Genomic DNA, 15,413 nt, shown 5'->3' on the forward strand with positions numbered 1-15,413 from the left:
ATGCTCGAAGGCTTGATGATCGGGCTGGAAACGGCTTTTTCTGTTAAGAACATTCTGATGGTTGTCGGTGGCTGCCTGATCGGGACATTCATCGGCATGTTGCCCGGTTTGGGGCCAATGTCGATCATCGCCATCATGATCCCCGTTGCGATTTCCATTGGTGACGCTTCCGCAGCGCTGATCCTGCTGGCCGGTGTCTACTACGGAGCGATCTTTGGCGGATCGACATCGTCGATCCTGATCAATGCGCCCGGCGTGGCCTCGACCGTTGCGACCAGTTTCGATGGCTACCCCTTGGCCCGGCAGGGCAAGGCGGGCAAGGCACTAACCGTTGCGGCAATATCGTCGTTCATTGGCGGCACAGTCGGGGCCATTTTGCTGATGATCTTTGCGCCAGCGCTTGCCTCTGTCGCCTTGCTTTTCCATTCCGCCGAATACTTCGCCCTGATGGTCGTCGGCCTGTCAGCCATCGCCGCCTTTGCCGGCAGCGGCCAGATTGGCAAGGCAATCCTGATGACGGTCCTTGGCCTGATGCTGGCCACGGTCGGCGAAGGGGCACTGTTCAACATGCCACGCTTCACGATGGGACTGATGGACCTGCAATCCGGCCTTGGTTTCATCACGCTCGCCATGGCGATGTTCGCCCTGCCCGAGGCGATTTATCTGGTGCTGGACCCAAGCCGGTCCAACACCGAAAGCGGCAATAACGAAATCAAGGACCTGCGGATCACAAAGGCAGAGGCACGCAGCATCGCACCTGTCATCGGGCGGCAATCTATCCAGGGTTTCCTGATCGGGGTCCTGCCCGGCGCCGGGGCAACGATTGCATCGTTCCTGGGCTACGCCGTCGAACGCAACATCGCCTCGAAGGAAGATCAGGAACAATTCGGCAAGGGCAGCCTGAAAGGCCTTGCCGCCCCCGAAAGCGCCAATAACGCCGCATGCACCGGTTCCTTTGTACCGCTACTCACACTTGGCATTCCCGGTTCGGGCACCACGGCCATCCTGCTTGGTGCGCTCATCGCTCTCAATGTCTCGCCCGGTCCGCGCCTGATGATTGATGAGCCGCAGATTTTCTGGGCTGTCATCATCTCCATGTATCTGGGTAACCTGATCCTGTTGGTGCTGAACCTGCCGCTGATCCCTTACATCGCCAAAATCCTCGCCGTGCCGCGCACCTTCCTGATCCCCTTCATTCTGTTTTTCACGCTGATGGGCGCCTATATCGGGCAGAACAACGCGACCGAGTTGCTGATCCTAGTCGGTCTCGGGGTCTGTGCGACGATCCTGCGCTTCGCCGATTATCCGCTGGCGCCGCTGCTGATCGGCTTCATCCTTGGACCGATGCTGGAAAACAACTTCTCACGGTCGATGCAGCTTTATGACGGGGTCAGTTTTATATACGAACGGCCGATGACCATGGGGCTCTTGATCTTTGCGGCTATCCTGATCCTGCTGCCCAGCTACCGGGCACGACGCGCACGGTTGCGGGCAGAAGGCGTGGCTGACGGCGATTGAGGCTTAATCCAGCCGAACATTCTGTTCCGACACGGCAGCCTGTTCGGCTGAGAAGTCGAGCCAGTTCAGAATCTGATTGGACCCAATCGTGATCACCACGAGGGCGACGAGCGATATCAGGAATGCACGCATGTCAGGCGCTCCCCTCTTTGCGTTCGGCGGCCACAACCTCGTCCACCCAAAGGCTGTGATGCTCGCGCGCCCATTGTTCCTCGACCTCGCCTGATCCCATGGCGTCGAACGCGCCTTCCATCCCCACAGAGCCGATATAGATATGTGCAAAGATGATGGCCATCAGCACAAAGCTGACGACGGCATGCCATAGCTGGGCATATTGCATTTCTTCATGTGGAGCGAGGTCGGTGGGAAGCGTCTCTATCCCCAGTAATCCCGGCAGACCAATCGCATTGATCTTTGAAAATGTGGCGGCAAACATGTTCAATTCGAACGGGAACAGCAGCGCCAGCCCGGACGCCGAGATGGATCCGCCCAGCAAGATGACCGACCAGAAAATCAGTTTCTGCCCGGCGTTGAATTTCTTGGCCGGCGGATGCCCCCCGCCAAAGAGACCACCGCCCTTGAGCAGCCATTTGATATCTGTCCGATCCGGCAGGTTATGAACCACCCACATCACGAAAATGATCACCAGAGCGAGCATGAAAGCCCAAGAAATGTTGTTGTGAACCCATTTGCTAAACTCGGCGATTGTTGAAAACGCGTCATGGCCAAAGGCCGGGATCAGCACCTTGCGCCCAAAGAGTGAAATCAGGCCGGTGATCCCCAGAATGATAAATGATGTGGCCAGCAACCAGTGGCCGAACCGTTCGAACGCCTTGAACCGCGTGATCGTCCGACCTGTCCTTTCACCATCAATACGCACCCTGCCCCGAAGCAGGTAAAACAGGGCGAGCGAAATCAGGGTGCCGCCCAGCAGCCACGCGCCATATTGCAGCAATGGCCCTTCGCGGAACTGCCACCACCAGACACCGCGATCCTGGATCAATGTGGTTACCGCAGGCCCCCGCGCCTGTGTCGTGATGTCGGCACTGTTATAGCGATAAGCCCGCCACAGATCAGCATCGGATGCACCGCCGCGCGTGCCAAGCTGTTCGCTCGTCGGGGCGGCGGCATCAGGATCACCGGTCACCGAACTGCGGAATTCATCATCAATCGCAAGGCCTTCCTGCCTGCGCAGAATATCCTCAAGCGTTTGCGCACCGCCGGTTTCAGCGCGCGGATCAGGGGTTGCCTCTTGCGCTGCGGCAGCGGTCATCAGGCTGCATAGCAGGGCGAATATGGCAATCAGACGTAGCATTGGCGCAGTCCTTGCTGTCGATAAGGTTCAAGGGGGGCCGCCCGCGTCAGGCAGCCCCCGCAACTATGGTACAAAGCGGGCGGTCAGCCGCCCTTTTGATCATAGGCTGTGCCCCAGCCCCATGCACCGGACCCGAACCCGCGCGCCACCACACGTTCGCGGTAGATATTGGAAACGGTATCGCCATCGCCGGCCAGCAGCGCCTTGGTCGCGCACATTTCGGCACAGATCGGCAGTTTGCCTTCGGCAATCCGGTTACGCCCGTATTTGGCGAATTCGGCAGTCGAATGGTTTTCCTCCGGACCACCGGCGCAGAAGGTACATTTATCCATCTTGCCCCGTGATCCGAAATTGCCAGCCTGCGGGAACTGCGGCGCGCCGAACGGGCACGCATAAAAGCAGTAACCACAGCCGATACACAGATCCTTGGAGTGCAGCACGACACCATCAGCCGTCTGGTAGAAACAATCTACCGGGCAGACGGCCATACAAGGCGCGTCCGAACAATGCATACAAGCGACCGAGATCGACCGCTCACCCGGTTTACCATCATTGATGGTGACAACCTTGCGGCGGTTGATGCCCCAAGGCACTTCATGTTCGTTCTTACACGCGGTGACGCAGGCGTTGCATTCGATGCAGCGTTCAGCGTCAACGAGGAATTTTGCTCTAGCGGCCATTTTTCATGTCCTCCCTTATGCTGCCCAGATTTTGCAAAGAGTCGCTTTGGTCTCTTGCATCTGGGTTACGCTGTCATAGCCATAGGTCTGTGCGGTGTTGGTGGATTCCCCCAATACATAAGGGTCCGCGCCTTCGGGGTATTTATCCCGCTGATCGACACCTTCGAACTGTCCACCAAAGTGGAACGGCATGAAAGCCACACCTTCACCCACCCTCTCGGTCACCATCGCCATCACCTTGACCTTGCCGCCTTCGGGGCCTTCGACCCAGACCTGGGCGCCGTCGCGGACATTCAGGTTGTTGGCGTCACGGGTATTGATCTCGATGAACATGTCCTGCTGCAATTCGGCCAGCCAGGGGTTCGAACGGGTCTCGTCACCGCCCCCTTCATATTCCACCAGACGACCCGATGTCAGAATGATCGGATACTCCTGGCTGAAATCGTTCTTCTGGATGGAGGCATACATGGTCGGCACCCGCCAGAACGTCTTGTCCTCGTAAGTGGGGTAGTCGGCCACCAGATCGCGACGGTTGGAGTATAGCGGCTCGCGATGGACCGGCACAGGGTCGGGGAAGGTCCACACCACAGCGCGAGCCTTGGCATTCCCGAAGGGCGCACAGCCATGCTTGATTGCGACCCGCTGGATGCCGCCTGACAGGTCGGTCTTCCAGTTCGTGTTCGGTCCGGCCACCGCATCAATCGCGGCGCGTTCCTCGGCAGTCAGGTCACCGTCCCAACCCAGATCCATCAGCATCTGCATGGTGAATTCCGGATACCCATCCTGAATCTCGGCACCGGGGTTCGACACACCTTCGGCCAGCAGATTGTCACCGTCGCGTTCCACGCCAAACCGGGCGCGGAATGTCAGGCCGCCTTCGGCCACCGGCAGCGACATATCGTAAAGGTTCGCTGTACCGGGATGGTTCATTTCCGGGGTGCCCCAGCTTGGCCATGGCAACCCATAATAATCACCATCGGCAGGACCACCAATCGCACGCAGTGACGTTTTGTCGAACGTGTGCTGATAGGCCATGTGGGTTTTCAGACGCTCCGGGCTTTGGCCGGTATATCCGATGGTCCACATGCCGCGGTTAAACTCGCGGGTGATATCCTCGATATTCGGCTCACCCCCTTCATCAATCGCGATGTTGCGGAAGATCTGGTCATGGAACCCGAATTTTTCGGCAAATCGCGCCATGATCGTGTGATCCGGCAGCGATTCAAACAGCGGCTCCATGATCTTGTCGCGCCATTGCAGCGACCGGTTTGAGGCCGTCACCGATCCGCGTGTTTCGAACTGCGTGGTGGCCGGTAGCAGATAGACACCATCGGTCCGGTCATGCAGCACCGCAGAGACGGTCGGGAATGGGTCCACCACGACAAGCATGTCGAGCTTCTCCATCGCCGTCTTCATCTCTTTCATACGGGTCTGAGAGTTCGGGGCATGGCCCCAAAGCACCATCGCCCGCGTATTATCGGGCTGTTCGAGGTTTTCAGGGTCTTCCAATACCCCATCAATCCAGCGACTGACCGGTATCCCCTTGAGGTTCATGATCGGCGTATCGCCATATGTCGCGTCCGAGAACCGACCCTTGAGGTAATCCAGATCTTCTTCCCAGACCCGCGCCCAATGGGCCCATGATCCTTCGGACAGGCCATAATAGCCGGGCAGCGTGTCGGCCAGAACGCCAAGGTCCGTGGCGCCCTGCACATTGTCATGGCCGCGGAAGATGTTGGTGCCGCCACCAGCGGTGCCCATATTGCCCAGCGCAAGCTGCAATACGCAGTAAGCACGGGTGTTGTTGTTACCGTTGGTGTGCTGTGTGCCACCCATGCACCAGATCACGGTGCCGGGGCGGTTATTGGCCAACGTCCGGGCCACACGCTCCAACTGGGAACCGGGTGTGCCTGTGACACGCTCCACCTCATCTGGTGTCCAGCGGGCCACTTCGTCCTTGATCTGATCCATGCCCCAGACGCGGGTGCGGATAAATTCCTGATCTTCCCATCCGTTTTCAAAGATGTGCCACAGGATCCCCCAGACCAGCGCTACATCGGTCCCGGGGCGGAACCGCACATACTCATCAGCATGGGCGGCGGTCCGGGTGAACCGCGGGTCGCACACGATCAGCGGCGCATTGTTCTGTTCCTTCGCCTTCAGCATGTGCAGCAGGGACACCGGGTGTGCCTCAGCCGGGTTGCCGCCGATCAGAAAGATCGCTTTGGAATTATGGATGTCGTTGTAGCTGTTGGTCATGGCGCCGTAGCCCCATGTGTTCGCGACCCCTGCCACGGTGGTGGAGTGGCAAATCCGCGCCTGGTGATCCACGTTATTGGTGCCCCAATAGGCAGCAAACTTGCGGAACAGATAGGCCTGTTCGTTGTTATGCTTGGCAGAACCCAGCCAGTAGACGCTGTCAGGGCCGCTTTCTTCGCGGATTTTCAGCATGCCGTCGCCGATCTCGTCGATCGCCTGCTCCCACGAGATGCGAACCCATTCGCCACCCTCTTTCTTCATCGGGTATTTCAGGCGGCGCTCGCCATGGGCGTGTTCGCGGACGGCAGCACCTTTGGCGCAATGGGCACCAAGGTTGAACGGACTGTCCCAACCCGGCTCCTGCCCGGTCCAGACACCATTATCGACCTCGGCGAGGACCGTACAACCCACCGAACAATGCGTGCAGACCGATTTGATCGTCTCAATAGCACCCGCTGCGGCGGACTGGGCGGTTGCTTGGGTCACGGTGCCGCCGGTTGCGGCAATGGCTGTCAGACCACCAATGGCCAGACCCGACCCGCGCAGAAATCCGCGGCGGTCGACGCCTGTTCCGGATGTATTTGTGGTAATTTTTGCTCTGCCAGAGCGGCGCGTATAGCCGTTCGTCTTCTTCCTGAGCATCTTCTTCCTCCCTTTGCCGTAACGACCACGGGTCGCTGGCATTGCTGGCTATGGCTGGCTCCGCCCGGTAAGCGTCTCAAGACGTCCGGGTGGATGGGCTATTCTAGAAACGGGCGCTTTGCAGATAGGCGCGCGTATGTGCGGTATCCTGCATCGTATCGGATGACAGATCGACAGGATCAGCGGCGGCTTGCGTAGCGCCCCCCGCGGCAATGGCGGCCGCAGCAGGTGCTGCAGTGCCGGCCAGTTTCAGAAATCCCCGGCGGCTTGTGCCTTCGTCTTTTTCACTCATTGGGATGTCTCCCCTTCCTTTTGTGACGCGCATCCGCGCCAGTTTGGCAGACCCGTCAGCCTGCGGTCATGCGATAAGCCTCGCGTTCGATATCCATAAATGCAGCCCCTACCGCCCCGACCGAGGCATAAAGGACCGATGTTTTCGCCGCCTGCAGGTCATTGAAAAAGTGACCTGCCCAGGTGCCGATATGCGTGTTGAAGAAATCGCGTTGCCGCTGCAGCGTCGCCGGTTCGCCAAAGCGCCCGACGATCATGCCCGCCATCATTTCCATTAGCGATGCGATGTTGTCCTCGGGTTCAAACACGTTGCTCGCGCGGGTCATCCCCATTGCGGCCATATCCCCGCGCAGCTTTGCCAGCGGCTTTTCGTTTAGAAAACCGGTCATGTAATAGCTGGCATAAGGCAGCAACTCACCCCGACCCAGTCCGATGAAAAGGGCGTTGAATTCAGATACAACCGCCTTGGGTTTGGTCACTTTTGCAACCCGCGCCAGACCCGTGATGGCCTGACCAAGCGGTGTGTCGTCCCCGCTCAGGCCGGCCGTCTGATCCAGCAGCATCTGGTCGGGCGGGGCCGACAGGATCAGCCCGAGATAATTGTAAAGATCGGCCCGCAGGCGATCCTCTTCAGCGACTTCGACGGTGGAGGCTGCCACATTCATGCCTGCTCACCCTCGAACTGGAATGCCATGCGGCGGGGCTTGTAGGGTTCGGCCTCACTCTCGTCCGCCTCGTCAAATAACGGTTCATCAATGACCGGTTCGCTTTCGACTGTTGCGACCACAATCTCTTCTTCGTCTTCTGGTGCGGCGTCATCCGCCTCAACGACGCCATTCTCCTGACGCTCCATCTCAAGGACATGCGCCATCAGCCCCTTGCCCACCTGATAGGTCGTCTTGATCGGGTCGTTCCCGAAGCTGCCGGTCAGATAATCCTCATCATAGTCATTCAACCCGTCCACGCAGGCGAGGACGGGGTTGCTTCGCCACAATTGCCGTAAGGCTTTCTTGCGCAAATGCTCCGGCACGGCCTTGGACATGAACGCCGCGAAATCATCGCCCATCTTCAGGTTCTCTGGATCCGGCAAATCAAGCTCGGCCAGAATTTCGGCATCCGTCTTGTCAGCCTGCGCTTCCCTGTGGGCGAGGTCCTCTTGCAAGGCACGATCGGCCTCAGCCTCGGCAGCCACTGCCGCGCGGCGACGCGACCAAAGGGAACCGGCCTGGGTCAATTCAGCACCTCCTTGCGGCGCGGTGCGCGATAAACGTCAGAGGTTTGTGAAATGCGCGGGTCACCTATGCCATCGTCGACATGATCCACCCGGGCATTCTTGCGCTTGCGTTTGACGAAAGGCTCTTCCACGTGATGCTGCGCGATAAAGCTGCCGACCCAGGCGATCATACCTTCGGGCATCGGTATCCGCTCCACCAGTTCTTCGGATGAATCGCAATAATCCTGTGCGTCATAGGGCGAACATGTCACCAGAGCGACCCGCCAAGGCATCTCGCCCCCGTTTTCCGCTGGTCGCAAAACGACGTAGACGGATGGCGTGCGGGCCTGCAGTTCATGAACGTAAGCCTCGGTATCCGATACATACAAATCCAGCGAAACGGTGGCAGCGTGATATTCGGTAACATCGCCGTCCTGGCGCAACAGCTTCCAGTCGGCAGGGCCAGCGCCCGGCAATATGCCCGTCGCCTGCCATGTCCATTTTACCCAACGCGACACGCCGGGCGATTTTCGGACGACAACACCAACCGGAATGGTCTGTGCATCAGGAAAGACGAACGACAATGCTGATCCCTTGAGAAGTTCCCTGCCGTCATGCTGCATGAAGAGCCCGCGTTTCTAAAGCGATTTTTTCATCATGTTGATCACAAATGATAACCCCCTCGGTAACGCGTTGTTTTCACTGTCAAAAAGGACATACGACTTTAGTAATAGTAGACCTGCCCTGCGCGCATGCATCAAAAGCGGTTTACGCCAGCCTAATTTCCTGACTAGCTAACCGCTGATCCAGCGGGGGACCCGATGACCAAAACACTACTCATTTGCGACTGCCTTGGATCGCAAACCATTGATCCCGAAGCCATAAACACAACCGGGGTCACCTGCTCGCGGCTGCATACATCTTTATGTCAGGACCAGATCGGCCTCGCCGCAGAGGCGATAGGCAAGGGCGAGGTCATGATCGCCTGCCAGCAACAGGCGCGGGTCTTCGCAGATTTGGCGGAAGATATGGACGCACCGATACCCGATTTCGTGGACATCCGCGACCGCGCCGGCTGGACCGATGACAACGCTGCGACCGGCCCCAAAATGGCCGCGCTGGTGGCCGAAGCCGCCCTACCCGATGCGACCCCCAAAACAATCGATGTCATATCCGAAGGCACCTGCCTTATTCTGGGACCATCTGAGACCGCTTTCGCAGCGGCAGAAAAACTCTCCGACATGCTCTCTGTCACGGTTCTGCTTGAAACTAGTGATGACATGCCCGTCACTGACCGCTTCGACATCGTGGTTGGCCAATTGAAACAGGCGCGTGGTAGCCTTGGCCGGTTCGATCTGTCGATCGACGCCTTTCAGCAGCCCATACCGGGCGGTCGTGGTCCCCAAACGCTGACTGATCCGCGGGACGGGGCGGCGTCGAACTGCGATGTCATCCTTGATCTGACGGGCGCGATCCCGTTGTTTCCTGCCCCCGAAAAGCGCGATGGCTATCTGCGGGCCGATCCCAAAAGCCAACCCGCCGTTGCTGACGCAATCCTGCAAGCCAGCCAGATGGTCGGCACGTTCGAAAAACCTCTCTACGTCCGGCTCGAAGCCAGCCTGTGCGCCCATTCACGCGCCGAAAAACCCGCCTGTTCCAACTGCCTCAACCTATGCCCGACCAGCGCCATCAGTTCGGCAGGCGAACATGTGAGCATCGACCCAATGATCTGCGCGGGCTGCGGATCCTGCGCTGCCGCCTGCCCTTCGGGTGCGATCAGCTATGATGCGCCACCGGTCGATCACATCTTCCGGCAGATCAACACCCTCGCCAGCGCCTATCGCAAGGTAGGCGGTACCGAACCGCATCTGCTGGTTTATGACGATCACGGGGCGGAAATGATCGGCCTTGCCGCCCGGCATGGGCGCGGCCTGCCCGCCCATGTCATCCCGTTGCAGGTGGATGCGCTCAACGCCTTTGGCCATGCCGAAATGCTCGCCGGGCTTGCCAGCGGTTTTGGCCGGGTTGATATCCTGCTGGGTCCCAAAACCGAACGCGACGGGCTGACGGCTCAAACCGCCCTCGCAAATGCGATCCATGACAAGGTGGCTCTGCTCGACATCGCTGATCCTGACGCTTTGTCGGACCATCTGTTTGACGCACCGCGCGAAACCATCACTGCCGACCCTATCCTGCCCATGGGCACAAGGCGGCAAATCACCCGTCTGGCCGCCAAGACACTGCAACCCGACACCGAAGTGATCACGCTACCAGACAACGCGCCATATGGTGCCGTGCTGGTGGACACTGACGCCTGCACACTATGCCTTGCCTGTGTCTCACTCTGCCCGTCGGGCGCGCTGATGGACAACGAAGACCTCCCGCAACTGCGGTTTCAGGAAGACGCCTGCCTGCAATGCGGGCTATGCACGAATATCTGCCCCGAAAAGGCAATCACCCTGCAACCACAGTTGAACCTGACCGACAGCGCCCTGTCGCAGACCGTGCTGAACGAAGAAGAACCGTTTGCCTGCATCGAATGCGGCAGCCTGTTCGGGGTCAAATCCACAGTTGAAAAGATCATGGAAAAACTGGCCGGTAACCACAGTATGTTCGGCAACGATACCGCGACAAAGATGATCCAGATGTGCGAAAATTGCCGAATCAACGCGCAGTTTCATGCCGAAAACAATCCCTTTGCCGCAGGCGAACGGCCCCGCCCCCGGACAACTGATGACTATTTGTCAAAACGCAAGGACCATTAAGCGGCAAGGTCCAAAACAAACTACAAACAGGGAGACGACAATGAGCGACGATTTCAACATGTCGATGCGCAAATTCCTCAAGCAGGTCGGCGTGACATCGCAGCAGGCCATTGAAGAGGCGATGCGCAACGCCGGTGACACCAGTGGTCGCAAGTTCGAGGCCAAGGTTGTGCTGACCGTCGATGGTCTGGATCTAGAACATACCGTGACCGGCACGATCGAGGGACAATCTTAAGTGGCCATTTCACGCGACGACGTCCTTGGCGTCCTGAAGTCACTGATTGACCCGATCAGTGGCAGTTCTCTTTCTGAAGCGGGGTTGGTGAAGGCCCTGACCGTCGAAGACGGTGCTGTGCGCTTTGTCATGGATGTCAGCGGCAGCCATGCAGACGCCTACGCCAAACTGAAAGACGCGGCCGAGGCGCAGATCAAATCGCTTGGCGCCGATCAGGTCTCGATCGTCATGACGGCCCATAGCTCGCCCAAGGCACCGCCGGATCTGAAATCCGGCAGACCTGCCCAATCCGGCCCTGAAAAGATCCCCGGCGTGGATCGGATCATCGCCGTCGCGTCCGGCAAGGGCGGCGTCGGCAAATCAACCGTTGCGGCAAACATCGCCTGCGCGCTTGCTGCAGAGGGTCGGCGTGTCGGGCTACTGGATGCGGATGTTTACGGCCCATCCCAACCGCGGATGCTGGGCGTCTCGGGGCGCCCGGCCTCGCCCGACGGCAAGACCATTCTGCCCATGCGCAATTTCGGCGTCACCATGATGTCCATCGGTCTGATGACCAATGATGATCAGGCGGTTGTCTGGCGTGGCCCAATGCTGATGGGCGCCTTGCAGCAGATGCTGACGCAGGTGCAATGGGGCGCGCTGGATGTGCTGATCGTTGATCTGCCGCCAGGTACTGGCGACGTGCAGATGACCCTCGCGCAAAAAGCGCATGTGGACGGGGCGATCATCGTCTCCACCCCGCAAGACGTCGCCCTGATCGATGCTCGGAAGGGCATTGATATGTTCAACCAGTTGGGCACCCCGATCCTTGGGATGATCGAAAACATGTCGACGCATATCTGTTCAAATTGCGGGCATGAGGAGCATGTGTTCGGCCATGGCGGTGTCGCGGCAGAGGCGGCCAAACTTGGTGTACCGCTGCTCGCCGAAATCCCGCTGCATCTGGATATCCGGCTGGCCGCTGATGGCGGAGCGCCCATCGTTGTCTCGAAACCGGACAGCCCGCAGGCCACAGGTTTCCGGGAGGTCGCGAAAGCACTGGTATCCGCTGGCAAAGCATGACCGCACCCGTCTTTCCACCCTTGTTTTCCGGACAGGACTCAGCCGGGCAGGATCCGTTCGCACAAGCCTGCGCCGCCGCGACCGCTGGCTGCGATGCCGGTCTGGTTGTCTATGATCTGAGGTCCGATGAGTTGCGCGCGGCCATCGTGCTGGCACCTGAAGTCCCCCTAGCCGCAGCCGCAATCATGTTGCCCGTCTGCGGCGTCGGATTCCAGAATGCGCTGGGGGCCATCGGCCCGCCAGAGGTGAGCGTGCATTTAGGCTGGGACGGTGCGATCTATGTGAACGGGGGCCGTTGCGGCGGCTTGCAAATGGCCGCATCCCACGCTGCCCCGACAGCAGAACCCGACTGGCTGGTCATCGGCCTGACCCTGCAACTCTGGCCCAAATCCGAAGACATGGGCCTGACCCCGGACGAAACCGCGCTTTACGCCGAAGGCTGTTCAGAGGTTGACGCCGTGACACTGCTGGAAGCATGGGTGCGTCACACACTGGTCGGCATCAACACATGGTCCGATGATGGCACCCAAACCCTGCTGCGTGAATGGAACGGGCTGGCGCATGGCAAAGGCAAGGCGATCACGGTAGGAAACCAGACCGGCACCTTCCTCGGCGTTGACGAAAACCTTGGCCTGCTCTTGAAAACCGACAATGAAACCGTTCTGATCCCGCTCACCGACCTGTTAGAGAGGCCCGCATGAAACTCGCCCGCGCCATTCATTTCGACGACAGCGACACACGCGTGTTTCACAACCCGGCCCGCACGGGGGAATGGTGCATTTCTGGCGGGTTCGAGTTTTCCAACTGGACCGAAGGTGACCTGACCGGCAAGGCCCGTCAGGCGTTTTCCAACGGCTGGATGGGCTGCGAAACCTTTGGGCGGGTCAGCTTTGTCGCCGTTACTCAGATTGAACCGGTCGAACGGGACGGACTGGCCGATGGGCTGGCCCAGCATTTCGTGGACATCTATGGCGCGCCATCGGTTGAGGCCGCGCGCGGCGTCGCACTCGAAGAATTGTCGCAGATGATGGAGCTTTGCGAAGACCACGCACCCAATACCCTGCTGACCGTCGCACGGGAATTGACCGAAGCCGGGGTCAGGGAAAGCTACCGCGTGATCGAAGCGCAGGACGCAGGCCTTGAGCAATTCGCGATCCACGGTTCATTGGACGAACCGCACCAGCACTAGGGTTGGGCATTGAACACAAACAGCGTCTCGCCATTGATCTCATAGCCATTGATAAACTCTGCGGCGGTTTCGCCTGTTAGCCAGTCTTCCAGTTGCAGGGCCAGATCATTGCGCACGCTGGGGTGCTTTTCAGGGTTCACCGGCAGATAGGCATACTGATTGAAAAGCGCCGGATCGCCCGCATATACCAGCGCCAGATCGCCCTTGTTGCCGAAATTCAACCAGCTTGCCCTGTCGGCCAGAATGTAAGCATTGATCCCCGACGCCGTGTTCAGGGCAGCACCCATACCCGCCCCCACGGACAGATAGGACGGACCGAAGCCATCAACCGGCAACCCGGCCGCAGCCCAAAGCTGCAACTCCGCCTTATGGGTGCCGCTGTCATCGCCCCGGCTGACAAAAGTGCCACCCTGCTCGGCAATCCGTCGCATCGCGTCAACCGCGCTATCCGCGTCGGCAATCTCGGACGGATCGGCGGCAGGACCTATCAGGACGAAATCATTATACATGATCTCGCGACGGTGAGTGCCGTATCCATCCGAAACAAATGCCTCTTCCGCCGTTTTGGAATGCACCAGAATCGCATCCACATCACCCGCCTCACCCAAACGCAGCGCCTGACCTGTGCCGACCACCAGCAACTGCACCTCAATGCCGGTGTCCTCCTTGATGGCAGGCAACAGAACGTCCGCAAGGCCCGAGTTTTCGAATGATGTAGTAACCGCCAACCTGATCTCTTCCGCCGCCAACGGCATCGCCAGAAACCCGGTCAGGATAAGGGAAATGAGTTGCCTCATGTCACGATGTCTCCATTCAGAAAGGCTTGAAGTTCCGGTGTTCCGGGCGTGGCAAGAACTTCCGACGCAGCGCCTTTTTCATGAACCTTGCCAGCGATCATAAAGATCACATCCTGCGCCAGACGGCGCGCCTGCCCCATATCATGGGTCGACATGATGATGCGCGTGCCCGCCGCAGCGGTTTCCTGCAGCAGGGCCTCAATCTCGCGGGTGGCGTGGCCATCCAGATTGGCGCAAGGCTCATCCAGAAACAGCACATCCGGGTCACGGATCAGCGCCCGGGCAATCGCCAGTTTCTGACGCTCACCCCCCGACAACCGGCTGGCCCGGGTATTGCGAATATCGCTCAGACCAATCCGATCCAGCCAGGCGGTCGCAGCAACCTCAATTTCAGCCTTCGCAACACCGATCAGTTGCAGCGGATAGCGCAGGTTATCGGCAACGCTGCGGCGCAGCACGATGGGCGACTGAAACACATAAGCCTGGCGGCCCTGATCATTCTGCGCCCAGTCCGCTGCCCCCGCGCTCAATCGTTCGATCCCGTGCATGACGCGCAGCAATGTGGTCTTGCCTGACCCGTTGGGACCAATAATGATCGTTGGACCACCCTGATCAACAGTCAGGCTGACGGGGCCAAGCACGGTCTTGCCCTGCCGCCTGACAACGCAATCGGTCATGGTCAGCGGAAAGAGATTGCTCACCAGCGCCCCTCCCGTTCGGTGCGTGACAACCAGTGGATCGCGATATTGACCGCCAGCGCCAATCCGATCAGCACAAAACCCAACCCCAGCGCCAAGGCGAAATCACCCTTCCCTGTCTCCAGCGCAATCGCCGTGGTCAGAACGCGGGTGGCATTGTCGATATTGCCGCCCACGATCATGATCGCCCCCACCTCGCCAATCGCCCGGCCAAACCCGGCCAGCGATGCGGTCAGCAGATTGCGCCGCCCATCCCAGATCAGCGTTCTGATGCGCTGCCATTTGGTTGTGTGCAGTGAAATCAGCAGATCATGGTATTCGGCCCACAGCTCGCGCATGGCCTGATGCGCGATGGATGCAATCAGCGGCGTGATGATGATCACCTGCGCGATGATCATGGCCGTCGGCGTGAACAACAGGCCCAGCACGCCGAAGGGACCGGAACGCGACAGCAGGATATACAGCATCAAACCCACAACCACAGGCGGCAAGCCCATCAGCGCATTCATGATTGATATAGCCAAACGGCGATAGCGAAACCGCTGCACCGCCAGAAACGTGCCAAACGGTATGGCAATGAGCGAGGCGACAACCACAGCCGACAGGCTGACCTGTAGTGACCGCAGACTGATCGCCCACAGCTCGGCGTCAAAGGTGACGACCAGCCAGAACGCCGCCTGCAACCCCTCCCAAATATCAATCATCCGGCACCGACGCCCTTGCCTGCTCTGCGCCACGCGGGCCGCTTT

General features: G+C 59.2%; 17 protein-coding genes. 6 read left to right on the forward strand and 11 right to left on the reverse strand.

The window, feature by feature from the left end; translation table 11 throughout:
* Positions 1-1,518, forward strand: coding sequence for a tripartite tricarboxylate transporter permease (locus ACFWW4_RS18970; RefSeq protein WP_411892294.1), 1,518 nt, complete (start codon positions 1-3; stop codon positions 1,516-1,518).
* A 3-nt stretch (positions 1,519-1,521) separates the two neighbouring features.
* Here ACFWW4_RS18970 and ACFWW4_RS18975 read toward each other — a convergent pair whose 3' ends face one another.
* The 8 genes from ACFWW4_RS18975 to ACFWW4_RS19010 all read right to left on the reverse strand — a co-directional run bounded on the left by ACFWW4_RS18975 (position 1,522) and on the right by ACFWW4_RS19010 (position 8,541).
* On the reverse strand, positions 1,522-1,650 hold the full coding sequence (locus ACFWW4_RS18975) for a hypothetical protein (RefSeq protein WP_411892295.1): 129 nt from the start codon (positions 1,648-1,650) through the stop codon (positions 1,522-1,524).
* Between the two features lies 1 nt (position 1,651).
* Positions 1,652-2,833 carry a formate dehydrogenase subunit gamma gene (locus tag ACFWW4_RS18980; protein ID WP_411892296.1) on the reverse strand — a complete coding sequence of 394 codons (1,182 nt, stop codon included), beginning with the start codon at positions 2,831-2,833 and terminating at the stop codon, positions 1,652-1,654.
* Between the two features lie 83 nt (positions 2,834-2,916).
* Positions 2,917-3,513, reverse strand: coding sequence for a formate dehydrogenase FDH3 subunit beta (gene fdh3B / locus ACFWW4_RS18985; RefSeq protein WP_393927031.1), 597 nt, complete (start codon positions 3,511-3,513; stop codon positions 2,917-2,919).
* A gap of 15 nt (positions 3,514-3,528) precedes the next feature.
* Positions 3,529-6,414 carry a formate dehydrogenase subunit alpha gene (locus ACFWW4_RS18990; protein WP_411892297.1) on the reverse strand — a complete coding sequence of 962 codons (2,886 nt, stop codon included), beginning with the start codon at positions 6,412-6,414 and terminating at the stop codon, positions 3,529-3,531.
* Between the two features lie 103 nt (positions 6,415-6,517).
* Complete coding sequence (locus ACFWW4_RS18995) at positions 6,518-6,706, reverse strand: twin-arginine translocation signal domain-containing protein (protein WP_393927033.1); 189 nt, start codon at positions 6,704-6,706, stop codon at positions 6,518-6,520.
* A gap of 55 nt (positions 6,707-6,761) precedes the next feature.
* Positions 6,762-7,370: a molecular chaperone gene (locus ACFWW4_RS19000; RefSeq protein ID WP_411892298.1), complete on the reverse strand. Its 609-nt coding sequence runs from the start codon at positions 7,368-7,370 to the stop codon at positions 6,762-6,764.
* Positions 7,367-7,939 carry a DUF3306 domain-containing protein gene (locus ACFWW4_RS19005; RefSeq protein ID WP_411892299.1) on the reverse strand — a complete coding sequence of 191 codons (573 nt, stop codon included), beginning with the start codon at positions 7,937-7,939 and terminating at the stop codon, positions 7,367-7,369. Before ACFWW4_RS19005 ends, ACFWW4_RS19000 begins: the two co-directional genes overlap by 4 nt.
* The gene (locus ACFWW4_RS19010; protein ID WP_411892300.1) at positions 7,936-8,541 is read right to left on the reverse strand and encodes a DUF3305 domain-containing protein; all 606 of its coding nucleotides are present in this window, start codon (positions 8,539-8,541) and stop codon (positions 7,936-7,938) included. Before ACFWW4_RS19010 ends, ACFWW4_RS19005 begins: the two co-directional genes overlap by 4 nt.
* Positions 8,542-8,739: 198 nt before the next feature.
* Here ACFWW4_RS19010 and ACFWW4_RS19015 point away from each other — a divergent pair, with 198 nt between their 5' ends.
* The 5 genes from ACFWW4_RS19015 to ACFWW4_RS19035 are packed head-to-tail and all read left to right on the forward strand — an operon-like array spanning position 8,740 to position 13,169.
* On the forward strand, positions 8,740-10,683 hold the full coding sequence (locus tag ACFWW4_RS19015; protein ID WP_411892301.1) for a 4Fe-4S binding protein: 1,944 nt from the start codon (positions 8,740-8,742) through the stop codon (positions 10,681-10,683).
* A gap of 40 nt (positions 10,684-10,723) precedes the next feature.
* On the forward strand, positions 10,724-10,918 hold the full coding sequence (locus ACFWW4_RS19020; RefSeq protein WP_393927038.1) for a DUF6494 family protein: 195 nt from the start codon (positions 10,724-10,726) through the stop codon (positions 10,916-10,918).
* Entirely contained in the window at positions 10,919-11,980 is a 1,062-nt protein-coding gene (locus ACFWW4_RS19025) for an Mrp/NBP35 family ATP-binding protein (protein ID WP_411892302.1), read from the forward strand.
* The gene (locus tag ACFWW4_RS19030; protein ID WP_411892303.1) at positions 11,977-12,681 is read left to right on the forward strand and encodes a DUF4444 domain-containing protein; all 705 of its coding nucleotides are present in this window, start codon (positions 11,977-11,979) and stop codon (positions 12,679-12,681) included. Before ACFWW4_RS19025 ends, ACFWW4_RS19030 begins: the two co-directional genes overlap by 4 nt.
* Positions 12,678-13,169, forward strand: coding sequence for a DUF6505 family protein (locus ACFWW4_RS19035; RefSeq protein WP_393927041.1), 492 nt, complete (start codon positions 12,678-12,680; stop codon positions 13,167-13,169). The genes ACFWW4_RS19030 and ACFWW4_RS19035 overlap by 4 nt, the downstream gene beginning before the upstream one ends.
* Here ACFWW4_RS19035 and ACFWW4_RS19040 read toward each other — a convergent pair.
* From ACFWW4_RS19040 to ACFWW4_RS19050, 3 genes are read right to left on the reverse strand one after another with little or no spacing between them, the layout of a single operon-like run.
* The gene (locus ACFWW4_RS19040) at positions 13,166-13,966 is read right to left on the reverse strand and encodes a substrate-binding domain-containing protein (RefSeq protein WP_411892304.1); all 801 of its coding nucleotides are present in this window, start codon (positions 13,964-13,966) and stop codon (positions 13,166-13,168) included. The two genes, ACFWW4_RS19035 and ACFWW4_RS19040, sit on opposite strands and share 4 nt — an antisense overlap.
* Positions 13,963-14,670, reverse strand: a complete 708-nt coding sequence (locus ACFWW4_RS19045; RefSeq protein WP_411892316.1) for an ATP-binding cassette domain-containing protein — start codon at positions 14,668-14,670, stop codon at positions 13,963-13,965. Before ACFWW4_RS19045 ends, ACFWW4_RS19040 begins: the two co-directional genes overlap by 4 nt.
* Entirely contained in the window at positions 14,664-15,368 is a 705-nt protein-coding gene (locus ACFWW4_RS19050; protein ID WP_393927043.1) for an ABC transporter permease, read from the reverse strand. The genes ACFWW4_RS19045 and ACFWW4_RS19050 overlap by 7 nt, the downstream gene beginning before the upstream one ends.
* Between the last annotated feature and the right edge of the window lie 45 nt (positions 15,369-15,413).

The sequence above is a fragment of the Yoonia sp. SDW83-1 genome, assembly GCF_046762885.1.
Taxonomy (GTDB): Bacteria; Pseudomonadota; Alphaproteobacteria; order Rhodobacterales; family Rhodobacteraceae; genus Yoonia.